Raw genomic sequence first — 23,885 nt, 5'->3', positions numbered from 1 at the left:
GGGGTGAAAATCCGATCCAACGCACTGTGTTTGCACATATTTTCGACGTTGTTCGGGCTGGTGGGGCCCGGCTGGCAGTGCGGGAAGATGAGCGGGGGCATGGCACCGTCGGCCATGCCCCCGATGGGCAAGAGTGATCAGCGTACGATGAGGCCGAGCAGAATCCCCACCACGCCGAAGTCGGCATCGCTGAAGGTGGTGTTGGCAAAGCCGAGATCTCCCAGTACCGGCAGCAGGAACACCGGCAGGAAGGTGATCAGCAAGCCGTTGGCGAAGGCCCCCAGCAGGGCGCCGCGACGACCGCCGGTGGCATTGCCGAACACCCCGGCCGCCGCGCCGACGAAGAAGTGTGGCACGACGCCTGGAATGATGACGGTGAGCCCCAGCAGGTAGAGCAGCACCATGCCCACCAGACCGGCGGCGAAGCTCGACAGGAAGCCGATCAGCACCGCATTGGGGGCATAGGGGAAGACGATGGGGCAGTCCAGCGCCGGTTTGGCGTTGGGCACCAGCTTGTCGGAGATCCCCTTGAAGGCCGGCACGATTTCGGCGATGACCATCCGCACCCCCTGCAGGATCACGTAGACCCCGGCAGCGAAGGTGATGGACTGCATCAGGGAGAACATGAACCAGTGTTTGCCCTTGGCGACGCTGGCGACGAACTCGGGGCCGGCGAAGGCGGAGGTGATGAGGAAGATGATGCCCATGGTGAAGGATATGGCCACCGGGGTATCGCGCAGGAACAGCAGGCTCTTGGGCACCTGCACCTCTTCGCTGCTGTGGGCCTTGTTGCCGAACTTGGCGCCGATCCAGCCGGCCAGCACGTAGGAGCAGGTGGAGAAGTGGCCGAGTGCCACGTCATCGGAGCCGGTGATCTGCTTCATGTAGGGGTGGGCGAGGGCCGGGAACAGCACCATGGTCACGCCGACCACCAGGCTGCCTACCGCGATGAGCGGGATGCCGCTCATGCCGCCGGCGGAGAGGATGGCCGCCACCATCATCGACATGAAGAGAGTGTGGTGACCGGTCAGGAAGATGAACTTCCACGGGGTGAGCCGGGCGATCAGGATGTTCACCAGCATGGCGAAGAACATGATCATCGCCATCTCCTTGCCGAACGACTGCTGGGCGATGGAGACGATAGCCTCGTTGTTGGGCACCACCCCCTTGATGCCGAAGGCGTGCTGGAAGATGGTGGCGAAGTCGCCCAGCGAGTTCACCACCAGGGTGGCGCCGGCTCCCAGGATGACGAAGCCCATGATGGTCTTGACCGTGCCCTTGATGCACTCGGTCACCGGTTTCTTCTGGGCGATCAGGCCGATGAGGGCGATCAGGCCAACCAGCACGGCCGGCTCCGACAGCACGTCAAACATCAGAAAATTGAAAAATTCCATGGTCAGCTCCAAGCAGATGGAAGCGGCGGCTCACCGGCCGCCCAGACAGTCGCAAAGGGGTTAGAGTGCGCCCAGCTCGCGCAGGGCGATGGCGAGTTTTTCTTTCATGGCGGCCTTGTCGACCATGTTGTCCAGCGATACCAGCCGGCCGTCGACGCCCATGCTGACCAGCTGTTCGGCGATGTCGCGGGTGGCGACAAAGATCTCGGCGCGCTCGCTGCCGGCGGAGGCGAGATCCCGGTGATCCACCTCGGCCGTCACGGCCAGCTCCTTGAGAATGCTCTTGATGCTCATCTCCATCATCAGGCTGGTGCCCAGGCCGTGTCCGCATACAACCAGAATTTTCATGTTCTCTTCCTCTGTGGGGCGCAGGGCGCCACTCAATAACGCGCCAGGATGCGCAAGATGTCGTCTTTGCTGGTGGCCGTCATGATGGCCGCCACGTCTTCTTCATTCATGAACAGTTCGGCCAGCTGGGCGATGGTCTCCACGTGGGAGTTGCTGTCGCTGGCGGCCAAGGTGACCAGCAGCCGGACCGGGTCGTTGCCCTCGGAGCCGAAGTTGACCCCCTCCTTCAGCACGGTCAGCGCCAGTCCCAACCGGTTTACGCCGTCTTCCGGGCGGGCGTGGGGCATGGCCAGGCCCGGTCCCAGCACGTAGTAGGGGCCGAGCTCCTCGTGGGAGCGATAGAGCGCCGCCACATAGGAGGGCTCTATGGTGCCGTTGGCCAGCAGGGGGGCGGTGGCCAGCTCGATGGCGTGGCGCCAGTCGCGGGCGCCCGCTTCGATGGAAATGACCTCCTCGGTCAGCAATTGGGTCAGCATGGCAGTGTCCGGGCTGGATAGGATGGCGCCAATCTAGCGATCTTGCCCTTTGATAACTGTGAGCTTGATCGCGAAAGTTAGCGCTACCAGATAGCGCTAACATTGATCTGTGATAGCGCTATCATTTCTCTCACAGAAGGGATTCATCCTGCCCCTTATCGGCCTCAAAGAAGGTAAAATCCGGTTTGAGCAAATAGTCAATGCCCTGCTTTTGCCTTAAAGTGAATGCCCGTATGCCGAGGAAGGGAAAGGATGTCAGAAGCGAAAAAACGCCGCAGCACGGGTCGGGTGACCCTCAACGACGTGGCTCAGTTGGCTGGCGTGGGAGCCATGACGGTGTCGCGCGCCCTGCGCACCCCCGAGCTGGTGTCAGACAAGATGCGAGAGCGCATCGAGGCGGCGGTGGATGAACTCGGCTATATCCCCAATCGGGCGGCGGGGGCGCTGGCTTCCGCCACTTCCCAGACCATAGTGGTCATCGTCCCCAGCCTGGCGGAGCGCGCCTGCGGTGACATGATTGCCGGGCTGCAGCAGACCCTGCTCGCCGAGGGCTACCAGATCATGCTGGGGGATGCCCAGCACCTGAAGCAGCAGGAGGCCAGCCTGCTCAGCAATTTCCTGCAGCACAATCCGGCCGCTGTGGTGTTGTTTGGGGGGGATCCCGGGGAGGTCATCCGGCAGCGCCTGCAGGCGGCCCGCTTGCCGGTGGTGGAGGTGGGAGCTATGGCGCGCCATCCCATCGACATGAACGTCGGGGTCTCCAACTTCGATGCCGGTTATCAGCTGACCCGCCACCTCATCGAGCGCGGTCATCGCAACATCGGCTTTCTCTGTGCCCGCCAGGAGCAGTGGATGCTGCAGCAGCGCATGCAGGGCTGGCAGAAGGCGCTGCTGGACAACTACCTCTCCCCGGACGCCATCATCAATACCTCTGAGCTGCCGAGTTTTAGCACGGGGGCGGCCATGCTGGGGGAGTTTCTGTTGCGCTGGCCCGAACTGGATGCGCTGATCTGCGTCAACGACGAGCTGGCGGCCGGGGTGCTGTTCGAATGCCAGCGCCGCCATCTGAGCGTGCCGGGCAAGCTCGCCATCGCCGGTTTCGACGATCTGGATGTGGCGCGCGCCTGTCATCCTGCGCTGACTTCGGTCAGGATCCCCTATCACCAGATGGGCAGGGAGGCGGCGGAGCTGATCCTGCGCCAGCTGGCGGGCGAGGAGGTGGCCGGCATGAGCCTCGCCCTGGATTTTCAATTGCAAAAGCGCCAGAGCACCTGAGGAGCGATGCCACGACAGGGCGAGGCAAGCATGTTCAAGGCGTTGTGACCGAAGACCCGGTTGGTGCGTCGTCGTCCTGCGCGGAAACTGCCAGCCGACGTGTTCGCCCGGTCTGTCACCGGGTTGGAGCAGAGCGTGGATGCCACCGGAGCCATGACTCCAGGTGGCTGCACCCAGGTCAAGCTCTGATCGGAACCACTGGCGAGCCCCATTATTCTGGATAGACTTTGTAGGCCGGTGCACTATCCAAGGAGAATGAGCATGGGTACGCAGACGCCTGATTTCGATCTCGATGATGACTGGGAGCCGGAATCCTGGGAAGACGATCTGGAGGAGCTGGATGACGAGAGCTGGCAGGACTATGACCCTCTCGACGATCAGTGACTCCCTGTAACGCCTGAGGGCGGGCCTGGTGCCCGCCCGATTTTTTGTGTGGCGAGGGGGGCAGCCCTTGGTGAGAACGGGGCGGGCTGGTTAGAATGAACTGCTCAAATTACGCTGTACGAGGCAGGCAGCGGCTCAACAACGATTCCAACGACGCCAAGGATGAATATGCGCTCACTCGTCATCATGTTTTGTGCCGCCCTGCTCGGGGGCTGTGTTTCCAACTCCGACGACCCTTGCGAGAAGGTGTGGAGCGACGTGGGAGAGGCGGACGGCAAGCTCGGTTTTGCTGGCGATAGGGTGGCTTTTCACCAGACCCAGTGCGGGGAAAAAGTGGACGTTGCCCTTTGGGAGCTGGGTCGCCAGAAGGGGCTGGCCTGGTATTGCCGACCCGAGCATCTCTATCTGGCAGGACGGTCGGGAGAGGAGTATCGCGGCGTCTGTCCCAACGACGTGCAGGCCCGTCGCCTGTTTGAACAGGGTCGCCATGGCTGGACTGATCAATAAATCAGCCTTCCTCTCTCTTCTGAAATCTTGCGTGAACCTCTTCGTGAGAAGAGGGACCTACCCTTCCTTATGTTTCAGCCGCAGCGGCTGGCACAGGTAATCCTTGTCATTGGCGCTGCGGGCACACTTGCCACACACGAATTTGGGTTTGCGCACAATCTTGCGCAGCGTCTTGAGATCGGCGGGGATCTCGTGACGGCGCCACTCACACAGCGTCTTGTGACCCATGACGTCCTCGACAGTGAATGCAACGGGTGAGAGGGGCAGGACCCCTCCCGGTGTGGTTACTGGTACAGGTATTTGGTGAAGATGAGCTCGCGGACCGCCTTCTTGCCCGTCTCCTTGACCAGCAGTTCGTTGACCTTGGCCTCACACTCCTTGCGCAGCTCTTCCCGGTTCACCAGGGACTTGATCTGTGCGCCCGTCTTGCTGCCAATCAGCCGGATGATGGCGTCGCGGATCAGGGGGTCGTGCTGCTCCAGCAACTTGAGGTCGGCAGCGTCCGTGGCCATCAGCTCTACCGTCACCCGTACATAGCCGAGGGTTTTGCCGTCGCCAAGGTAGTTGGTGATGATGTCCGGATCCAGAGCGTGATAGGCGAATCCCGGCTGGACGGCGGAGGAGGCGGGATCGGTGGCCTCTTCCTCATTGGCGAAGGCCTGTGTATTCAAGAGGGTACACCCCAGGGACAGCAGCAGAATTCTGAAGATCTTCATCTGGATGGCTCGGCAGCGACGGATGCCCCATTTTTGATGCTGCCATCGGGGCCGTCAAGCACGGATGTTCTTACAATTCGCCATTGATTTACGGATAATAAACCGGTTTTTAACCTGACAACGGAAATCTCCGGATGGTGAAGCTGTGAAGTCCGAGTTGACTGTTCCCCTCGTCCAGATCGTCCCGTGGCGGGCGCCTGCAGAGTGCGAACCGCCCGAGGCGCTGCGTCCCTGGTTGCTGGAGGCCGATTCCATGACCCGGCGCCTGCGTCGTTACAATCATCACCTCTCGGTGCAGCTGCTCGGCAATCGCGCCGTGTCGCTGACGGTGGACGAGCAGGCGCTGGTGGCGGTGTCGGCCCCAGTGGGCATGTGCCGCGAGGTGATCCTGCACGGTGATGGCGGGCCTGCCATCCTGGGTTGGACCCTGTTTGCCGAAGCGGCCTTGCAGGGGGGCGGTTTGCAGGATCTGGGAGAGCAGCCGCTGGGAGAGCGCATTTTCGGTGAGGCACCGGCGCGGCGGGATCACCTGCAACTGGCCTGTTTCGAGATAGCGAGCAATCCCTGGTGTCCGGCCGCCACCGTCTGGGGGCGTCGTTCCCGCCTGTTTCTGGGGCAATGGCCACTGCTGGTCCATGAACTTTTCCTGCCCTCGCTATCGTCTCATTCGTTGCCATCGGATAAGGAGCTGGAGTGAAGCTGTTAACCAAGGAGCGGGGACTGGCCTATGCGCAGTTGGCCCGCATCGACAAGCCCATCGGTACCCTGCTGCTGCTGTGGCCGACCCTGTGGGCGCTCTGTCTGGCGGCTGGTGGCCTGCCTGACCCCTGGATCCTGACCGTGTTCGTGGTGGGCGTTTTTCTGATGCGCTCCGCCGGCTGTGTCATCAATGACTATGCGGATCGCAACTTCGACGGTCATGTGAAACGCACCGCCGGGCGACCGCTGCCCATGGGGCGGGTCGCCGAGCGGGAAGTGCTGGTGCTGTTCGCCGTGCTGGCGCTTCTCTCGTTCGCCCTGGTGCTGACGTTGAACCCGCTCACCATCAGCCTGTCCTTTGCCGGTCTGCTGTTGGCGGTCTGCTACCCCTTCATGAAGCGCTTCATCCCCATCCCCCAGCTGGTGCTCGGCATGGCCTTCTCCTGGTCCATTCCCATGGCCTACGCGGCTCAGGCCAATGCCCTGCCGCCGGAAGCCTGGCTGTTGTTTCTTGCGAACCTGCTGTGGACCATCGCCTATGACACCGAGTACGCCATGGTGGACAGGGATGACGACCTCAAGCTTGGCCTGAAATCGAGCGCCATCCTGTTCGGCCGTCACGACAAGCGGATCATCGGCGCGCTGCAACTGGCGACCCTGCTGATCCTGCTGGGGGTCGGGCAGCTGATGGGGTTGGGATCCGGTTATTACTGGGGACTGCTGGGGGCGGCGGCGCTGTTCGTCTACCAGCAGCGACTGATCCGGGAGCGGCAGCGTGAGGCCTGTTTCCAGGCCTTCCTCAACAACAACTACGTGGGGGCGCTGGTGCTGCTCGGGGTGATGGTTCACTACCTCTAACCCGCCCCCTTCCTTGATGAAAAAAGGCCGCATGATGCGGCCTTTTTGTTGGGTGTCTACGCCTCAGAGCCGGTTGCCCGCCTGGATGGTGCGGCGGATCTTGTTGCTGAGTAGCGGCACTATGTTGTCGGCCAATGCCTGGAAGCGGCCGAGATCCGGTTTGCAGCCCGGATCCAGATAACCTTCGCTGCGCAGGGTGTGGATCAGGGTGCTGAACAGCTTCTGGTCGAAGAACTCGGGGGCGTTGATGCCGTGCAGGGTGCCGAGGCGTTCCGCCATCATCAGGCCGTCCGCTTCCAGCTGCTCCGCCTCGATGTGGGGCTGGGCCAGCATGCGGGTCAGCACGATGGCGTAGCGCTGTAGGGTCTCCTGGATGCTTTCGGCCAAGAGCAGCAGGCGCATCTGGTTGCCGGGGTTGACCCAGTAGCCGCCGTCGCGTGCCTCGACCAGTTGCTGGCGTAACAGCTCGGCCAGCAGGGCATCGATCAGTTCAGGCAGCTCGTCCTCTTCATAGCGCAGGAAGAGTTCGGTCTTGAGCAGGGGGTAGATGTCGACACAGCGGGCGACGATCTCGCTGCGGGAGAGCCCCTCGCACCGCTCGATCAGGGCCGCCACCAGGGAGGGCATGGCGAACAGGTGCAGTATGTTGTTGCGGTAGTAGGTGAGCAGGATCGCCTGATAGCGGTCCAGGCTGATGATCTGGCCCAGCTTGTCCTCGCTCACCTCGAACTTGTTGAGCTCCATCGCCTGCTCCAGCAGGGTCCTGGCGTCCTCGTCCGGCATGGTGCTGTGCGGGCTGTAGGGCACCTGCTTGAGCAGGTCCAGATAGGTGTTGAGCTGGGCCTGGAGTTCGTCCCGGGTCAGGGCGTGGCGCTCGGCGGCCAGCAGGGCCAGGGCACTCAGGGTCAAGCCGTTGACGGCGGCGGCATCGTTGATGCGGGTCATCAGCAGCTCGGCCAGCTGATTGACGGTGGAGGCCATCCACTCGGGACGTTCCTCCCGGCCGATGCTCTCCTTCCAGGTGGGTACATGTTCGCCGAGGTAGCTGTTGAGGGTCAGCGGTTCGCCGAAATTGACGAAGCCACGGCCATAGTTGCGCAGCTTGCGCAGGATGCCGAGCACCTGCAGGAAGCTCTCCTTCTCCTTGCGGCTCCCCTTGAGTTCGTTGTGGTAGGTATTCACCTCCATCACGTGCTCGTAGCCGAGGTAGACGGGGACCAGGGTCACCGGCCTGTCCAGCCCGCGCATCATGGCCTGCAGGGTCATGGCCAGCATGCCGGTCTTGGGGGGCAGCAGGCGACCGGTACGCGAACGCCCGCCCTCGGTGAAGAACTCCACCGAGTAGCCCTTGGCAAACAGCAGGTTGAGGTACTCCCGGAATACCGTGCTGTAGAGCGGATTGCCCTTGAAGGTGCGGCGGATGAAGAAGGCGCCGCCGTGGCGGAAGATGGGGCCCGCCGGCCAGAAGTTGAGGTTGATGCCCGCCGCGATGTGGGGTGGCACCATGCCCTGGTGGTAGATGACGTAGGAGAGCAGCAGGTAATCCATGTGGCTGCGATGGCAGGGGACGTAGACGATCTCATGCCCTTCCTGGGCCAGCTGACGCACCTGCTCTGCTCCGTTGACCGAGAGGCCGCGATAGAGCTTGTTCCACAGCCAGCCGAGGAAGCTTTCGCCGAGGCGGATCAACCGATAGGAAAAATTGGAGGCGATCTCGTCCATGTAGCCGTGGGCACGCTTTTGCGCCTTCTCCAGGCTGATCCCTTCCCGTCTGGCCTCCTCCTCGATGGCCTGCTGGATCACGCTCGAATCCAGCAGTTGCTTGAACAGCAGGTTGCGGTTCGGCAACTTGGGTCCGGTGGCGGCCAGCTGTTGGCGGCTGAAGTGGGTGCGGGCCACCCGCGCCAGCTTGTGGGCGATGGCCTCGTCGGTGCCGTGCTTGTCCGCCATGTAGCGCAGGGAGAGGGGCGGGGAGAAGCGCACCAGGTTCTCGCGCCCTTTCAGGATCACGATCAGCGCCTTCTTCAGGCGGTTTGGCGCCAGGCTGCTGATGATGTTCCAGCCGGAGGCCTCCTCGCCTTCCCGGCCCGGGGCGCGGCCCCAGAACAGGGTGACGGGTACTACCTGGATGTCCAGCGCCGGATCCTGCTTGTGCAGGTCCAGCAGCTGGTGGAACTCCTGCAGGAAGGGGAGCGGCTTGTTGCGCGTGCCGAACAGGGGAGGCGGACGGTCCAGACAGACGTAGCGTGGCAGCAGCTGACCGTTCAGCTCCAGCGGCGTGAAGGGGCCGGGCAGGCCGAGATCCTCGCAGCACTGTTGCAGGGTCATCAGGTCGGTGATCGAGCTGGTCTTCAGGGCATAGACGATGGGTCTGGCCGGATCCAGCTTGAGCTCGGTGATGGGGTTTTCCGGCAGGCTCTTGTGATTGACCAAGCCGCTGACCGGCCATTGCAGGATGGCTCTGGATATCTTCTGTCCAAGGGACATGTGCGTCTGCTCTCCAAAAAAATGCGGCGTGAGCATAGCAAATCACCGGCTGCTTGTCGCCGAGAGGTACGATGAGTCGGCACTTCAGAGCAGGGGGAGGGACAAATGTGCGTCGGGTCGCGACAAATGCCAGTTGCGCCTTGCCTTGGCCCCAGCACTGTATATACTGCCAGTGTGCTGTATAAAAAGACAGGTGCCCATGCTATGAAACCCCTTACCCCTCGCCAGGCTGAAGTACTCGAGCTCATCAAGGCGAACATGAACGAGACCGGCATGCCGCCGACTCGCGCCGAGATTGCCCAGAAGCTTGGCTTCAAGTCGGCCAACGCGGCCGAAGAACATCTGAAGGCCCTGGCCAAAAAAGGGGTCATCGAGATCATGCCGGGTACGTCCCGCGGCATTCGTCTGCTGCTCGAAGAAGAGGACGTGCAGCCTGAAGAAAACGGCCTGCCACTGATTGGCAAGGTGGCGGCCGGGGAACCCATCCTGGCCCAGGAACACATCGAGAGCCACTACCAGGTGGATCCCGCCCTGTTCCACCCGCGGGCAGACTTCCTGCTGCGGGTGCAGGGCATGAGCATGAAGAACATCGGCATCATGGACGGGGACCTGCTGGCGGTACACAAGACCCAGGAGGTACGCAACGGCCAGGTCGTGGTGGCACGTCTGGACGAAGACGTCACCGTCAAGCGCTTCCAGCGCAAGGGCAGCCAGGTGTGGCTGCTGCCGGAAAACGAAGAGCTCTCCCCCATCGAGGTGGATCTCGCCAGTCAGCACCTTACCATAGAGGGCCTGGCGGTCGGCGTGATCCGCAACGCCGACTGGATGTAAACATCCGATGCGATGAAGAGGCCTCCTGCGGGAGGCCTCTTCATTTTCATCTGCCGATGGCATCTCCCTCCCCACCTTTTCGCTTCTCCTTCCTGTGCGCACAGTCTCGCCGCACGACATGCATTTCGGATATATCCTTTGATAAGGCCCCTGTCATGGTCGGTGATCAGGGAAGGGGGAGTCGCACCGGGCAGTACGCCATGGCAGGGATGCATGATCGCCGAGTCGGTGCGCAGAAGGGAGAGTCGCCTCAGACTGGGGACTCGTACAGTCAGTACGCTGCCGTGGTTGGTTCGTCGTTGGGGACAAAGAGACCCGTCAGCGTGACCTGTTGAGCAAGGAGGACAGGTATGGCTTCAAGCTCGCCGTGGGATCCGGTGCCGGCCGCAGCGCCCGCATCTTCCATCACCCGATTCATCAAGGGTAGTCGGATGACATGGTTCTATGCGCTCTGGGTCTATCACAAGGGAGATGGTTGGACCATCTGGCTTGGGTGCCCCAAAGACAAGATTGTCCGCCTGGTTCGTCTGTTTCGCCGTCATCACGACATCGGATTGCCGGATGAGCCCTGGACTGCCCCCGTCATCCCGCTGCGCGTCCCCCTGAGACGCGCCCAGCCGCAGCACAGGCTGCGGCCCTGATCCCTCTTCCTGTACAGACAAGAGCCCCGCCAGAGCGGGGCTCTTGTTTTGGCGCCGATGCGGCTGATCCATGGCACAGACGCTTTCCCGCCGGGATGCAAGACTAGCCAGCGGCGGGGGCGTGCGGGTTACAATGACCCCTACCGGTTTTGCCCCTAGGGCTTCTAACATAATCAAGGCTTTGTTTTATATGGTTAAACCACGCTTTTACCTGCTGCTGTTGCTGTTCATCGGCGCCATTGCGGCGGCTTATTACTGGAGTCAGCCCGCGGTGCCGGAACAGGCCGATTACTACCCGGCGGGGCGAGACATCAACCCGTTTACCCTCACGGATGCGGATGCACAGCCCTTTACCCCTGCCAACCTGACGGGACACTGGAGCTTTCTGTTCATCGGCTACACCTACTGCCCGGATGTCTGTCCGACCACGCTGGCGGATCTGCGCAGCGTCTATCCGGCGTTGAAGAAGATAGCCCCCACTAGCCAGGTGGTATTCATCTCGGCGGATCCCCAGCGGGATGACAGCGCCCGCCTGAAAAGCTATACCGCCTTCTTCGAGCCCGAGTTCAAGGCGGCGACAGCACCTCACAGTGCCCTCTTTCCTCTGGTCCGCAATCTGGGGCTGGTCTATTCCATCGTGGAAGGGGATCGCAAGGACTACCTGATCGACCACTCCGCCTCCATCGTGCTGATCAACCCCGAGGGGAAGCTGGTGGCCACCTTCCGACCCAAAGTGGCACCGGATGAGGTGCCCCACGTGGACATGCAGGCCATGGTGGCCGACTTCGCGCGCATCGTGCGGCTGGCTGGCGAGTGATCCCGGCGCGCACCATGCTGATTCCCGCCTGGCTGAAGGATCCTCGCCGCCACAGAGCCGTCTTCGCCCTGGCCCTGCCCATGGTGTTCTCCAACGTCACCACGCCCTTGCTGGGGTTGGTGGACACCTGGGTGATCGGTCATCTTGGCCAGGCCTGGTTTCTCGGCGGCGTGTCGGTCGGTGCGACCTTCATCAATCTGCTGTTCTGGCTGCTTGGCTTCCTGCGCATGTCCACCACAGGGCTGACTGCCCAGGCTCAGGGTGCAGCCCATGCCGAAGGGCAGCTCGACACCCTGGCGCGGGCCCTGGGCTTGGCGATCGGACTGGGCATGGCGCTGTTGCTCCTGTTGCTGCCGTTCCTGCCTGCCATCATCGCCCTCGGCGGCGGCTCTTCCGAGGTACAGACCTATGCCGGTCAATATGTGTCGGTGCGGGTCTGGAGCGCCCCGGCGGCCTTGTGCAATCTGGTCATCATGGGGTGGTTGCTGGGCATGCAGGATGCACGCAGCCCCATGCTGCTGCTGATCCTGGGCAATCTCGTCAACATGGTGCTGGATGCCTGGTTCGTGCTGGGATTGGGCTGGCAGGTGAAAGGGGTGGCCGCAGCTTCCCTGCTGGCGGATTACAGCACGCTCGGGGTGGGGGTCTGGCTGGTGAGCCGGCATCTGCGCCGACTTGATCCCGGGGTGTGGCACAACGCCTGGCAGCGCTGGCGCCAGTGGCCGGCCCTGCTGCGGCTGCTCGCCCTGAACCGGGATATTTTCATCCGCTCCCTCTGCCTGCAACTCTGCTTCGTGTTCATGACTCTGCAGGGGGCCAGGCTGGGGGATGTGGCGGTGGCCGCCAATGCGGTGCTGCTCAATTTCCTGATGCTGATTTCCTACGGGCTGGATGGATTTGCCTATGCGGTGGAAGCCATGGTAGGGCGCGCCATCGGGCGGCGCGATCGGCCGCTGCTGCGGGAGGCCATCGTCCTCAATCTGGGCTGGGCGCTGCTGATCTCCCTGGCATTCACCCTCTCGTTTGCCCTGGGGGGCCACTGGCTCATCCGCCACATTACCGACATACCGGCGGTGATCGCCGAGGCGCAACGTCAGCTCCCCTGGCTGGTGGCCATGCCGCTGCTGGCGGTCTGGTGCTTCCTGCTGGACGGGGTCTTTATCGGCGCTACCCGGGCCCGGGAAATGCGCAACAGCATGCTGGTGGCGGTGTTTGCCGGCTTCTTTCCCATCTGGTGGCTCTGCCAGGGATGGGGTGTGGCGGCCCTGTGGGCCGCCATGAGTGTCCTGATGGCCGGTCGTGGCCTGACGCTGGGCTGGCTCTGCTGGCGACTGGAGCGTGATGGACGGCTGCTGGCGGGGCAGGGGACGGCGCAGTCAGTCTGAATTCTGGCCGCCTTGCCAATATCGTCAGCGGTCAGAGCGAGCCTGAATAGTCGAACTGTCGCCAGCTCTCGTAGACGAACACCGCGACGGCGTTGGCCAGATTCATGCTGCGGCTCTGGGGCAGCATGGGAATGCGCAGCCGCTGCTCGAATGGCAGGCTCTCGATGATCTCCATGGGCAGGCCTCGGCTCTCGGGCCCGAACAGCAGGGCGTCACCGGGGGCAAACCGGGCCGCCGAGTGGGCGGTGCGTCCCTTGGTGGTGCAGGCAAAGACCCGTTGGGGGGCGACGGCCGCCAGAAACGCCTCATAGTCAGGCCAGCGCTTGACGTCGGCAAACTCATGATAGTCGAGCCCGGCCCGCTTGACCCGTTTGTCATCCCACTCGAACCCCAGGGGCTCTATCAGGTGCAACCGGTAGCCGGTATTGGCGCAGAGGCGAATGATGTTGCCTGTGTTGGGGGGGATTTCCGGTTGGTAGAGCACTATATCGAGCATGGAAGGATCCTGGGCTGGTGCGAAACGGGCGCCAGCATACCCAGCACCCGTGCCGATGAAAAGGGGGAGGTCAGGGCATGGGCAGACGGATGGTGATGACCAGTCCGGTCGGCTGATTGCTGCTGGCCCGGATGGTCCCCCCATGACGCTGGATCGCCTCGGCGGCGATGGCAAGGCCGAGACCAGTGCCCCCGGTCTTGGCGTTGCGGGCATCGTCCACCCGAAAGAAGGGCAGGAACAACCGGGGCTGCTGCTCCACCGGCACGCCCGGGCCGTCATCCCGTATGGTCATCACCCACTCCCGTCCCTCCCGGTACCAGTCCACCTTGATGAACTCGCGGGCATACTTGAGGGCGTTGCGCAGGGGATTTTCCAGGGCGCGCGCCAGTAGCTCCGGCCACATGGTGAGGGATTCGGCGGGCAGGGAAGGGAGCCTGAGCTGTTTGCCGTTCTGGTTTGCCTCGAACATGGCATCGTCCAGGATGGGCTCCAGCAGCTCCGCCAGGGGCAGCGTCACTGGCGCCTCCACATGTTGCTGCACCCGCGACAGATCCAGCAGATCCCCTATCAGCTTGTCGAGCCGGGCTATCTCCCCTTCGATGCGCGCCAGCTCGGCGCTGTCCCCCTGCTTGCGGCGGATCAGCGCCTGTGCGAGCTGGATGCGGGTCAGGGGGCTGCGCAGCTCGTGGGAGATGTCGGAGAGCAGCTGCTTCTGCTTCTGGATCATGTCCTTGAGGGTATCGACCATGCGACTGACATGTTCGGCCAGCTGGCCTATCTCGTCGCGCCGCCCCAGGTTGGGGATCTGTATTTCCAGGTTGCCCTGGGCGAGTTGGGAGACCGACTGCTGCAACTGCAGTATGGGGCGGGTCAGGCGCCAGGCGAGCAACAGACAGAGCGGGGTGCTGACCAGCATGGCGATGCCCAGGATCTGGATGGGGTGATCCAGGATCTGGATGAAGAGGAACAGGTAGGAGTTTTCGACATTCAGACCGAAATAGACGTGATAGGTCTGGCCGTGATGGACCATCTGGAAGGGGCCGGCGATGGCGCGCTGGTGTTCGCTGCCCAGCATGGGCTTGGCCGGGTTGTCCGAGTCGAGCATGAAACGGATCACGAACTTGCTCAGCCGGGTGCTGGACTGCATCTGCCCCTTGGCATCGCGTAGATAGATGTTGTCCACCGGCAAGAGGCCCGCGGCATCGATGGCCTTGGCCAGATCGAAATCCTGCTCGGGATCCGCGCCCCGTTGCAGCGCCGCCAGGTTGTTGTTGAGACGGGTAATCTCGTGGGCCGGCAGCGGGATGATGTTGCGGGGGTCCAGGGTGGGGAGGATTACCACCGCGGCCACGACCAGCAGCAGGATGAACCAGAACCAGAGGAAGATCTGGGTGGAAAGGCCGTTGAAGGTGCGGGCCGATTTCATGCCTGCTCCAGCCACAGGTAGCCTCGTCCCCGCACTGTCTTGAAGCGGGGCTGGCCGTCAGCCCGCTCCGGCAGCTTCTTGCGCAGGTTGCTCAGGTGCATGTCGATGGCCCGATCGAAGGGTTCGAGCTTCTTGCCCAGCACCTGCTCGGAGAGCAGGCCCTTGCTGACGATCTGGCCCGGATTGCGCAGCAGGCACTCCAGCAGGCCGAACTCGGTGGCGGTGAGTTCCAGCAACTGATCGTCGCAGCGAGCCTGTTGCAGGCCGGGCTGCAGCACCAGATCCATGAAGCGCACCTCTTCCGAGCTGCCGCCGCGCTGGGGAGCCTGGCTCTGGGTTCGACGCAGGATGGCGCGCACCCGGGCCAGCAGCTCCCTGTCGTCGAACGGCTTGGCGAGATAGTCGTCGGCACCGGCCTCCAGCCCGTTGACCCGATCCTGGCTGTCGCCACGGGCGGTCAGCATCAACACCGGGGTGTCGTGGGTCTTGCGCAGCCGGGTCAGCATCGCGAAACCGTTGAGTCTGGGCATCATGACGTCCAGCAGCACCAGGTCGAATGCCTGTTCTGCCAGTCGCTGCAATCCCTCTTCCCCATCCTCGGCGACGGTGACCTCAAACCCCTCCAGGGTCAGGATTTCGGTGAGCAGCTGGGTCAGTTCGAGATCGTCGTCGACCAGGAGTATTTTGTTCATCTGGGAGTCACTCTGTTGATTTTGCACGCCAAACTGACGTCCGGGTCAGGGTATAATAAGTTTTTACGCGTCGGAGGAAAGCCGGTTTTGAGCCACCAACACTATTCCCGCTGGGTCACCCTGGCCAGCATGGCCGCTGTGACCACCGCCACCCTGCTCATCCTGGGCAAACTGATCGCCTGGCTGATGACGGATTCATCCAGCCTGCTGGCATCCCTGACCGATTCCTTCATGGACATCAGCGCCTCTCTCATCAATCTGCTGGCCATCCGTTATGCGCTGGCCCCTGCCGACGAAGAGCATCGCTTCGGCCACGGCAAGGCGGAGTCCCTGGCGGGTCTGGTGCAGTCGGCCTTCATCTCGGGGTCCGCCCTGCTGCTGGTGATGCACGGCATCTCGTCGATGCTGAATCAGGTGCCCGTGGTGCGCCTGGAGGCGGGGATCTGGGTCAGCGTCGGCTCCATCGTGCTGACCCTGTTGCTGGTGAGCTTCCAGGGCTTTGTCATCCGCAAGACCAACAGTGTGGCCATCAAGGCCGACATGCTGCACTACCGTTCCGACCTGCTGCTCAATGGCGGCGTGCTGGTGGCACTGGTGCTGGCGGGGCAGGGGTGGTACTGGGCCGACGGCCTGTTTGCCATTCTGATCGGTCTGTTCCTGGTGTGGGGGGCTGTCCATATCGGCTACGAATCTGTGCAGGCCCTGCTCGATCGTCAGTTGCCAGAGGAGGAACAAGCGAGAATAATGGCCCTCTGCTGTGCCGTAGAGGGGGTGCATGGCGTACATGACCTGCGTACCCGCCAATCCGGGCCGACCCGTTTCGTACAGTTGCATCTGGAACTCGATGATCAACTGCCTCTGGTCAGGGCCCATCAGATAGCCGACGAGGCTGAACTGGCCGTCCGCCAGGCCTTCGAGCGGATGGATGTGATCATTCACATGGACCCCATCTCGGTGCTGACAAAAGAACGACAAAGCACTCACCCTGAACAACAGTAGGCTGCAACATGGATGATCTGGTTGCCAGAACCTGGCAAAAAATTCAGCAGGAAGCGCAGAGCATGGCGGCCCAGGAGCCCATGCTGGCCAGCTTCTTTCATTCCACCATTCTCAATCACCGGGATTTGCGCTCGGCGCTGAGCTTCCAGCTCGCCAACAAGCTCGACAGCACCACCATGCCTGCCATCGCCTTGCGGGAAGTGATCGAGCTGGCCCTGCGCAGCGAGCCCGAGCTGCTGGCCGCAGTGGCCGCCGACATCTGCGCGGTGCAGGATCGCGACCCGGCGGTCGATCTCTTCTCCACCCCGCTGCTCTACCTCAAGGGATTCCATGCTCTTCAGGGGTATCGGGTGGCCAACTGGCTGTGGCGTCAGGGACGCCGTGCCCTGGCGCTCTATCTGCAAAACCAGATCTCCGTGGTGTTCGGCGTGGATGTACACCCGGCCGCCCGTATCGGCAAGGGCATCATGTTTGACCATGCCACCGGTATCGTGGTCGGCGAAACCGCCGTCATCGAGAACGACGTCTCTATCCTTCAGAGTGTGACTCTGGGGGGGACCGGCAAGGAGAGTGGCGATCGTCACCCCAAAATCCGGGAAGGGGTGATGATAGGGGCGGGGGCCAAGGTGCTCGGCAACATCGAGGTGGGCGTCGGCGCCAAGATCGGTGCCGGCAGCGTGGTGATCAACCCGGTGCCGCCTCACACCACGGTCGCTGGCGTGCCCGCCAGGATTGTGGGCCGCCCCGAGTGCGACAAACCTTCCCTGGACATGGATCAGTGCCTCTGATCCCCTGACCGAGGCCGTTGTATGGTCAAGCGCTGGTCAGGCTTTCTGATCTTGGGGATGTGGCTGCTCAACCTGCTGCACCTTTATCTGGACTTCTCCCCCTGGCCCGCCGCCATCGCGGCCTGGGCCGCCTCCCTGCTCACCTGGCCCTGGCTGGTGGGGGCCGCACGGCGCCAGGCGCTGGCCCTCTACGGCGCGGCGCTCCTGCTGCTGCTCTTTTCCTGGTGGCGAGGTGCCAGCCTCAGCCCAGGTGACTGGCTCTTGCCGAACATCAACATGCTGACCATGTTTGCCGCAGTGAGCACCCTCAATCTGGCTACTTCCGGCCTCTTGACCGGCACCGCCTCCTGGTCCGGTCGCAAGGGGCTGTGGAGCACCATGGCCAGCCTCAATCTGCTGGGGGCCGTCATCAATCTTTCGGTGCTCTTCATCATCGGCGATCGGCTGGAGCGCAACGGGACGCTGGAGCGGCGTCAGGTCATGGTGCTGAGCCGGATCTTCTGTGCGGCTGCATTTTGGTCCCCCTTCTTCGTCGCCATGGCGGTGGCCCTCACCTATGCACCGGGTCTGCAATTGGGCAGCATACTGCCTTTTGGCATACTGGCGGCCTTGCTGGCCATGGGGCTGACGGCCTGGCAGGTAGAGCGACTCGGTGTGGAGACCTTTGAAGGCTATCCGCTGCGGCTCCAGACCCTGGGGCTACCGGTGACCCTTGCACTGCTGGTGCTGGTGATCCACCGTTTCTGGCCCGGACTCAGCATTCTGGCGGTGATCGCCCTGGTGGCGCCCTTGCTGGCCTTGCTGTTCATGCCGCAAGTGGGGCGAGGGGCTGCTCTCAAGCGCCAGGTGGTGGAGCGCTTCCCGGCCATCGGTGGCCAGCTTGTGCTGTTTCTGGGGGCCGGCCTGCTGGCGGCTGGCATCAACAGCGCGCTGTCAGTACTGGACTTTGGCAGTGGCCACGGCCTGCCGCTGTTCAACCACTTCGGCTGGCTGGAAGCCTGCCTGACCCTGCTGCTGATCTTCCTGGTGGCCATAGTGGGTGTGCATCCTCTCATCAGCATCTCGGGGGTGGCGCCGCTGCTCTGGCCGCTGGCACCGGATCCCAGCCTGCTTGGCATGTGCTTCCTCATGGGGTGGGGGCTGGCGACCGGGACGAGCCCGCTCTCCGGCTCCAATCTGGCGCTGGCGTCCCGCTACAACCTGAGCGCCGGGCTGCTGCTGCGCTGGAACCTGCTCTACGGCCTGCTGATGTACGCCGTGGCCTGTCTGATGATGGGGGGCTTCATCGCCTTGCATGGCTGATGGCGGCATCGGCAGGAGGGCGGGTTGTGCCACGGCGGACGCCCGGGATCGAGGTTCCTGCTGCCTGCGAGAAAAACCGACGCATATTTAAGCAATACCGGGCCGCAGGGCGCATTTTGCAACGTGCTGGCTTGTTTGTGCCGAGCGCATCAGGGTATGCTGGCTCCACGCGCTTGAATCGCCCTCTGTGGGGCATCGCAATTGAACATACAGGTATGCATATGTCACTAGAAGTCCTTGAGCAACTCGAATCCAAAGTACAATCCGCCGTCGACAACATCTCCTTGCTGAAGATGGAGCTGGACGAGCTGAAAGAGCAGAACAGCAAGCTGCAAGACGAAAACCACCAACTGCGCAATGAGCACGTTGCCTGGCAAGAGCGTCTGCGTGCCCTGCTGGGCAAGATGGACCAGATGGGCGATGCCATCTGATCCCGTCTAGATTGACCGGAATGAAAGCGGGCCGCTCTTTGAGCGGCCCGCTTGTTTTGGTCTGCCGGACAATCAGAGTGCCAGCAGCTGTTTGACGGTCTTCTCGATGCCGTCCGCCGCCTCCACAATATTGTTGGCCAGCATGTAGGCAGGAGTGGAGATGACCTTGCGCTCCTGATCCACCACGAACTCGCTCACCGGGCAGTCGAGATGACTGCCACCCATGGCTTCGATGGCGTTGGCGGCGCCCTCGTCGTTGCCAATGGTGGCCAGGGTGCCTGCCCCATAGATGAGCGGGATCATGGCCGGTGCGATACAGATGTAGGCGGCCGGTTTGCCTGCTCTGGCAAAGCTCTGGCAGGCCTTCAGCACATCCGGCTGGATGCGGCATTCTGCGCCCTTGATGGCGAAGTCACACAGGTTCTTGGCGGCGCCGAAGCCGCCCGGCACCAGCAGGGCGTCGAAGTCAGCTGCATCCAGTTCAGCCACATCCCTGATCTGGCCGCGGCAGATGCGGGCCGCCTCGACCAGCACGTTGCGGCTCTCTCCCTCGTTGACCTCGCCGGTCAGGTGATTGATGACATGAAGCTGAGGGACATTGGGGGCGAAGCATTGAACGGATGCTCCCTGACGGGCCAGCGCCAGCAGGCTGATGACGGCCTCGTGGATTTCGGCGCCGTCAAACACGCCACAACCACTCAAGATCACGGCCACTTTTTTCATGACAGACTCCTCGTTGTTGAAAATGTGAGCCAGGGTAGATTGTTGTACTTTTGTATGGTTATCGTTCGACCTCCGCTGGTCAAGTCATCTCCCTGTGCTAGGATTGTTTCGTTTTGGATCCTGCCTCAGTACCCCCCTTGAATTTTTTTCCACATTGATCGAGATCATGATGAGTGTGTCATGTTGAGTTTTCATGTTCTCAACACAATGTTTTAAAAGATATTTTTTGTTTTAATCCACAGCTTTGTCACGGCAGTGATGCAATGGTGCCATTTTTGAGCACAGAGTTATCCACAGCAATATGCCCCACCGGTGCGCCGGGGTGATGGTGGGAGTCCCCTTGGTGTGGTGCGGGCCCTGTGGCATCCTAGCGGCTGTTTATTCTTGGCAGGACGATTTTCATGGCCTCTAGCAATCCTCTTATTCTGGTCGACGGCTCTTCATATCTTTACCGCGCCTTCTTTGCCTCGCAGCAGGCCGATCTGCGCACCTCGACCGGCTTGCCGAGCGGCGCCGTCCGTGTCATGGCCAACATGATGCGCAGCCTTCGCAAGCAGTACCCCGACTGCCACGTGGCCGTGGTGTTCGACGCCAAGGGCAAGACCTTCCGCGACGACATCTATCCCGAATACAAGGCAACACGCGCCAGCATGCCGGACGATCTGCGCAGCCAGGTCGTCCCTATCCACCAGATGATCAAGGCAATGGGTTTCCCCTTCCTGATGGTCGAAGGGGTGGAGGCTGACGACGTGATCGGCACCCTGGCCCGTCAGGCGACCGAGAAACAGTTGCCTGTGCTCATCAGCACCGGCGACAAGGACATGGCGCAGCTGGTCTCCGACCATGTCACCCTGATCGACACCATGAAGGATGTGAAGACCGATCGGGAAGGGGTGATCGAGAAGTTCGGCGTACCGCCCGAGCTCATCATCGATTACCTGGCGCTGATGGGGGACAAGGTGGACAACATTCCCGGCATGACAGGTGTCGGCGAGAAGACCGCACTGGCTCTGTTGCAGGGGATAGGCAGCATCGACGAGATCGCCGCCAACCTCGACAAGGTGGCGGCGCTCGGCTTCCGTGGCTCCAAGGCGTTCGCCGACAAGTTCCGCGAGCAGGAAGAGCAGGTGCGCCTTTCCTATGTGCTGGCCACCATCAAGACCGACGTGGCGCTGGAACAGAGCCTGGAAGAGTTGCAGCTTGGCCCCATCGACAAAGAGGCTCTGCTGGCGGTCTATCGCGAGTATGAGCTGCGCAACCTGATCAAAGAGCTGGAGTCCGGTGGCGCTGAGGAGAGCGAAGCCGAAAGTGATGAGGAAGGCGCCGCCCCGGCAGCCGCCATCGAAACCGACTATCGCTGCATCCTGGATGAGGCCGAATTCGACGAGTGGCTGGCACGGTTGCAGGCGGCGCCGCTGTTTGCCTTCGACACCGAGACCACCAGTCTCGACTATATGGAAGCGCGCGTCGTTGGCGTCTCCTTTGCCATCGAGCCGGGCAAGGCGGCCTACGTGCCCTTCGGCCACGACTATCTGGGGGCGCCGGTACAGCTGACCGAGGCCGTGGTGCTGGGCAAGCTCAAACCGCTGCTGGAAGATCCGGCCCGTCTCAAGGTGGGGCAGAACCTCAAGTACGATCGCAACGTGCTGCTCAATCATGGTATCGAGCTGCAGGGCATCGCCTACGACACCATGCTCGAATCCTATGTGCTCAACTCCACCGCCAGCCGCCACGACATGGATTCCCTGGCTCGCAGATATCTGAATGCCGAAACCATCTCGTTCGAAGAGATCGCCGGCAAGGGGGTCAAGCAGCTCACCTTCAATCAGATCGAGCTGGAGCAGGCGGCCCCTTACGCGGCGGAAGATGCCGACATCACCCTGCGTCTGCATCAGGCGCTGTGGGGCAAGCTCTCTGCCGAGCCGGGCCTTGCCAAGGTGTTCAGCGAGATCGAACTGCCGCTGCTGCCGGTGCTGGCACGGATGGAGCGACTCGGTACCACCATCGAGCCCAAGTTGCTGCACCAGCAGAGCCAGGAGATCGAAGTGCGTCTGGCAGAGCTGGAGAAACAGGCCCACGAGCTGGCCGGGCAGGAGTTCAATCTCTCCTCGCCCAAGCAGCTGGGTGAAATCCTCTTCACCAAGCTGGGGCTGCCGATCATCAAAAAGACCCCCAAGGGAGCGCCATCCACTGCGGAAGAGGTGCTGGCCGAGCTGGCGGAGACCTATGAGCTGCCGCGTCTGCTGATGGAGCACCGTGGCCTGGCCAAGCTCAAGTCCACCTACACCGACAAGCTGCCGCTGATGATCAAGCCGCAGACCGGGCGGGTGCACACCTCCTATCACCAGGCGGTGGCGGCGACCGGTCGACTGTCGTCCACCGACCCCAACCTGCAGAACATTCCGGTGCGCAACGAACAGGGGCGCCGCATTCGGCAGGCCTTCATTCCGTGCGCCGGTTACAAGCTGGTGGCGGCGGATTACTCCCAGATCGAGCTGCGCATCATGGCCCACCTCTCCGGTGACAAGGGGCTGCTGACCGCCTTTGCCGAGGGCAAGGACATCCACAAGGCGACCGCCGCCGAGGTATTCGGCGTCGCGCTCGATGCGGTGACCAGCGACATGCGTCGCAGCGCCAAGGCGATCAACTTCGGTCTCATCTACGGCATGAGCGCCTTCGGTCTGGCCAAGCAGCTGGGTATCGGTCGCGCCGAAGCGCAGAAGTACATGGATCTCTACTTCGAGCGCTACCCGGGGGTGCTGGAGTACATGGAGCGCACTCGCCAGCAGGCGGAGGCCCAGGGTTATGTCGAAACCCTGTTTGGTCGCCGCCTCTATCTGCCGGACATCAAGTCCCGTAACGCCGGTCTGCGTAAAGCTGCCGAACGGGCCGCCATCAACGCACCTATGCAGGGTACGGCCGCCGACATCATCAAGCGCGCCATGATCAACGTGGATGACTGGATCCGTGGGATTGAAGACCAGTCGATCCGCATGCTGATGCAGGTACACGATGAACTGGTGTTCGAGATCCGCGAAGAGAAGCTGGAAGAGTACATCGGCCTCATCAAGGAGAAGATGTCGGGTGCGGCCGAACTGTATGTGCCGCTGGTGGTGGAAGCGGGCACCGGTGACAACTGGGATCAGGCCCACTGATCCTGCCTGATGGTCACATAGCTATATAAGAAGAGAAGCCCGGCATGATGCCGGGCTTCCTGTTTGTGGCTGCAGGGTCAGGCCTCTTGCAGGTATTCATCCTTGAGCAGCACATAGTTGTCGGCCGAGGTCTTCAGGAAGGCGATCTCGGCCGGCTTGAGAGGGCGGGCCTGCTTGACGGGATTGCCCATATAAAGAAAGCCGGCCTCGAGCCGCTTGCCTGGTGGCACCAGGCTGCCCGCCCCGATCATCACATCGTCTTCAACGATCACCCCATCCAGCAGGATGGCACCCATGCCGACCAGCACCCGGTCGCCTATGGTGCAACCGTGCAGCATGGCTTTATGACCGACCGTGACATCCTCACCTATCAGCAGCGGATAGCCGCCGGGGTTGCTGGCACTCTTGCGGGTCAGGTGCAGCACTGTGCCGTCCTGGATATTGCTGCGGGCACCGATGCGGATATGGTTGACGTCCCCTCTGGCGGCCACCATGGGCCAGATGCTGGCATCGTCACCCAGCTGGATATCCCCCACTAGGGTGGCGCAGGGATCGACATATACCCGTTTGCCCAGTTGCGGGCGTTTTCCCTTGTAAGGTCTCAGTCGCAAGTCCATCTTGGCCTCCTTGTTTTCGGCCATTCTAGCAAGACGACACCGGTTTCTGTGGATAAGTTTGTATAAAAGCTGTGTTTGGATATGAATAACTAAAAAAGTGCCGATTTTTACAATTTTATTGCAGGGGAGGGGTTGCCAGAACGAATTAGCTCCCTATAATGCGCCTCCATCGACAGGGCAAGCGGCAACGTAAACAAGCCGGTCGGTGACCTCGAAAAGCCTTTGAAAATAAGGCTTGACTCGAGAAGGCGGTTGAGTAGAATGCCACTCCCGCAGCAGCCAAAAGCTGCGTCGCTCTTTAACAATTTGAATCAAGCAATCTGTGTGGGCACTCACAGCATCGAGCATCAAAAACAATTTTTGATTTTCAATGTCTGATGAAGTGACCAAAGCAACGAAAGTTGCAGCAGTTAATTCAGCAATTCATTGAGCCGCTTT

25 protein-coding genes are annotated in these 23,885 nt (G+C 61.9%); 14 read left to right on the top strand and 11 right to left on the bottom strand.

The window, feature by feature from the left end; all coding sequences use genetic code 11:
- Positions 1-137: 137 nt before the first annotated feature.
- Genes J9893_RS12030 through J9893_RS12020 form a run of 3 tightly spaced genes read right to left on the bottom strand, consistent with a single transcriptional unit; the run spans position 138 to position 2,218 of the window.
- Positions 138-1,394 (bottom strand): PTS ascorbate transporter subunit IIC, encoded by a 1,257-nt coding sequence (locus J9893_RS12030; protein ID WP_011704190.1) that lies wholly within the window; start codon positions 1,392-1,394, stop codon positions 138-140.
- Between the two features lie 60 nt (positions 1,395-1,454).
- The gene (locus tag J9893_RS12025) at positions 1,455-1,742 is read right to left on the bottom strand and encodes a PTS sugar transporter subunit IIB (protein ID WP_026142047.1); all 288 of its coding nucleotides are present in this window, start codon (positions 1,740-1,742) and stop codon (positions 1,455-1,457) included.
- Positions 1,743-1,774: 32 nt separating this feature from the next.
- A complete protein-coding gene (locus tag J9893_RS12020) occupies positions 1,775-2,218 on the bottom strand; it encodes a PTS sugar transporter subunit IIA (protein WP_104455056.1) in 444 nt (147 codons plus the stop codon).
- A 252-nt stretch (positions 2,219-2,470) separates the two neighbouring features.
- Between J9893_RS12020 and J9893_RS12015 the strand changes: the two genes are divergently transcribed.
- The 3 genes from J9893_RS12015 to J9893_RS12010 all read left to right on the top strand — a co-directional run bounded on the left by J9893_RS12015 (position 2,471) and on the right by J9893_RS12010 (position 4,384).
- The gene (locus J9893_RS12015; RefSeq protein WP_041212112.1) at positions 2,471-3,493 is read left to right on the top strand and encodes a LacI family DNA-binding transcriptional regulator; all 1,023 of its coding nucleotides are present in this window, start codon (positions 2,471-2,473) and stop codon (positions 3,491-3,493) included.
- Positions 3,494-3,754: 261 nt separating this feature from the next.
- Positions 3,755-3,877, top strand: coding sequence for a hypothetical protein (locus J9893_RS21960; protein ID WP_104455057.1), 123 nt, complete (start codon positions 3,755-3,757; stop codon positions 3,875-3,877).
- 168 nt (positions 3,878-4,045) lie between these two features.
- On the top strand, positions 4,046-4,384 hold the full coding sequence (locus J9893_RS12010) for a DUF2799 domain-containing protein (protein ID WP_010672438.1): 339 nt from the start codon (positions 4,046-4,048) through the stop codon (positions 4,382-4,384).
- Between the two features lie 57 nt (positions 4,385-4,441).
- Here the strand turns inward: J9893_RS12010 and J9893_RS12005 are convergent, their stop codons facing one another.
- On the bottom strand, positions 4,442-4,612 hold the full coding sequence (locus J9893_RS12005) for a hypothetical protein (RefSeq protein ID WP_010672439.1): 171 nt from the start codon (positions 4,610-4,612) through the stop codon (positions 4,442-4,444).
- 56 nt (positions 4,613-4,668) lie between these two features.
- Positions 4,669-5,100 (bottom strand): flagellar basal body-associated FliL family protein, encoded by a 432-nt coding sequence (locus tag J9893_RS12000; RefSeq protein ID WP_010672440.1) that lies wholly within the window; start codon positions 5,098-5,100, stop codon positions 4,669-4,671.
- 145 nt (positions 5,101-5,245) lie between these two features.
- Between J9893_RS12000 and J9893_RS11995 the strand changes: the two genes are divergently transcribed.
- Complete coding sequence (locus tag J9893_RS11995) at positions 5,246-5,797, top strand: chorismate lyase (RefSeq protein ID WP_042014712.1); 552 nt, start codon at positions 5,246-5,248, stop codon at positions 5,795-5,797.
- Positions 5,794-6,657 carry a 4-hydroxybenzoate octaprenyltransferase gene (gene ubiA, locus J9893_RS11990; protein WP_010672442.1) on the top strand — a complete coding sequence of 288 codons (864 nt, stop codon included), beginning with the start codon at positions 5,794-5,796 and terminating at the stop codon, positions 6,655-6,657. Before J9893_RS11995 ends, ubiA begins: the two co-directional genes overlap by 4 nt.
- A gap of 63 nt (positions 6,658-6,720) precedes the next feature.
- On the opposite strand, the gene plsB is transcribed toward ubiA, so the two are convergent.
- Positions 6,721-9,144 (bottom strand): glycerol-3-phosphate 1-O-acyltransferase PlsB, encoded by a 2,424-nt coding sequence (plsB, locus tag J9893_RS11985; protein WP_143238256.1) that lies wholly within the window; start codon positions 9,142-9,144, stop codon positions 6,721-6,723.
- A gap of 204 nt (positions 9,145-9,348) precedes the next feature.
- Between plsB and lexA the strand changes: the two genes are divergently transcribed.
- From lexA to dinF, 4 genes are all read left to right on the top strand, one after another.
- Positions 9,349-9,975, top strand: a complete 627-nt coding sequence (gene lexA / locus J9893_RS11980; RefSeq protein WP_010672444.1) for a transcriptional repressor LexA — start codon at positions 9,349-9,351, stop codon at positions 9,973-9,975.
- Positions 9,976-10,406: 431 nt separating this feature from the next.
- Positions 10,407-10,616, top strand: coding sequence for a hypothetical protein (locus J9893_RS11975; RefSeq protein WP_080560358.1), 210 nt, complete (start codon positions 10,407-10,409; stop codon positions 10,614-10,616).
- Between the two features lie 190 nt (positions 10,617-10,806).
- Positions 10,807-11,433: an SCO family protein gene (locus J9893_RS11970; protein ID WP_143238255.1), complete on the top strand. Its 627-nt coding sequence runs from the start codon at positions 10,807-10,809 to the stop codon at positions 11,431-11,433.
- Between the two features lie 14 nt (positions 11,434-11,447).
- Complete coding sequence (gene dinF, locus J9893_RS11965) at positions 11,448-12,818, top strand: MATE family efflux transporter DinF (RefSeq protein ID WP_143238254.1); 1,371 nt, start codon at positions 11,448-11,450, stop codon at positions 12,816-12,818.
- Positions 12,819-12,849: 31 nt separating this feature from the next.
- Here the strand turns inward: dinF and trmL are convergent, their stop codons facing one another.
- The 3 genes from trmL to J9893_RS11950 form a co-directional block, all read right to left on the bottom strand.
- A complete protein-coding gene (gene trmL, locus J9893_RS11960; protein ID WP_039041146.1) occupies positions 12,850-13,314 on the bottom strand; it encodes a tRNA (uridine(34)/cytosine(34)/5-carboxymethylaminomethyluridine(34)-2'-O)-methyltransferase TrmL in 465 nt (154 codons plus the stop codon).
- A 70-nt stretch (positions 13,315-13,384) separates the two neighbouring features.
- The gene (locus J9893_RS11955) at positions 13,385-14,740 is read right to left on the bottom strand and encodes an ATP-binding protein (RefSeq protein ID WP_039041147.1); all 1,356 of its coding nucleotides are present in this window, start codon (positions 14,738-14,740) and stop codon (positions 13,385-13,387) included.
- Positions 14,737-15,432, bottom strand: coding sequence for a response regulator (locus J9893_RS11950; RefSeq protein WP_010672450.1), 696 nt, complete (start codon positions 15,430-15,432; stop codon positions 14,737-14,739). Before J9893_RS11950 ends, J9893_RS11955 begins: the two co-directional genes overlap by 4 nt.
- A gap of 87 nt (positions 15,433-15,519) precedes the next feature.
- Here J9893_RS11950 and J9893_RS11945 point away from each other — a divergent pair, with 87 nt between their 5' ends.
- From J9893_RS11945 to J9893_RS11930, 4 genes are all read left to right on the top strand, one after another.
- Positions 15,520-16,431 (top strand): cation diffusion facilitator family transporter, encoded by a 912-nt coding sequence (locus tag J9893_RS11945; protein WP_043155671.1) that lies wholly within the window; start codon positions 15,520-15,522, stop codon positions 16,429-16,431.
- An 8-nt stretch (positions 16,432-16,439) separates the two neighbouring features.
- Positions 16,440-17,219 (top strand): serine O-acetyltransferase, encoded by a 780-nt coding sequence (gene cysE / locus J9893_RS11940; protein ID WP_010672452.1) that lies wholly within the window; start codon positions 16,440-16,442, stop codon positions 17,217-17,219.
- Between the two features lie 21 nt (positions 17,220-17,240).
- A complete protein-coding gene (locus J9893_RS11935; RefSeq protein ID WP_143238252.1) occupies positions 17,241-18,521 on the top strand; it encodes a hypothetical protein in 1,281 nt (426 codons plus the stop codon).
- A gap of 221 nt (positions 18,522-18,742) precedes the next feature.
- Positions 18,743-18,952 (top strand): cell division protein ZapB, encoded by a 210-nt coding sequence (locus J9893_RS11930; RefSeq protein ID WP_010672454.1) that lies wholly within the window; start codon positions 18,743-18,745, stop codon positions 18,950-18,952.
- A gap of 72 nt (positions 18,953-19,024) precedes the next feature.
- Here the strand turns inward: J9893_RS11930 and elbB are convergent, their stop codons facing one another.
- Positions 19,025-19,675 carry an isoprenoid biosynthesis glyoxalase ElbB gene (gene elbB, locus J9893_RS11925; RefSeq protein WP_048209468.1) on the bottom strand — a complete coding sequence of 217 codons (651 nt, stop codon included), beginning with the start codon at positions 19,673-19,675 and terminating at the stop codon, positions 19,025-19,027.
- Between the two features lie 401 nt (positions 19,676-20,076).
- Between elbB and polA the strand changes: the two genes are divergently transcribed.
- On the top strand, positions 20,077-22,830 hold the full coding sequence (gene polA, locus J9893_RS11920; protein WP_143238251.1) for a DNA polymerase I: 2,754 nt from the start codon (positions 20,077-20,079) through the stop codon (positions 22,828-22,830).
- 77 nt (positions 22,831-22,907) lie between these two features.
- Here the strand turns inward: polA and J9893_RS11915 are convergent, their stop codons facing one another.
- Entirely contained in the window at positions 22,908-23,447 is a 540-nt protein-coding gene (locus tag J9893_RS11915) for a gamma carbonic anhydrase family protein (protein ID WP_053288965.1), read from the bottom strand.
- Positions 23,448-23,885: the final 438 nt, after the last annotated feature.

It is taken from the genome of Aeromonas sp. MaB10011B (assembly GCF_017939325.1).
Taxonomy (GTDB): Bacteria; Pseudomonadota; Gammaproteobacteria; order Enterobacterales; family Aeromonadaceae; genus Aeromonas; species Aeromonas caviae.
Note: the sequence above shows the minus strand (reverse complement) of the source record. Positions and strands in the feature narration are given on the sequence as shown.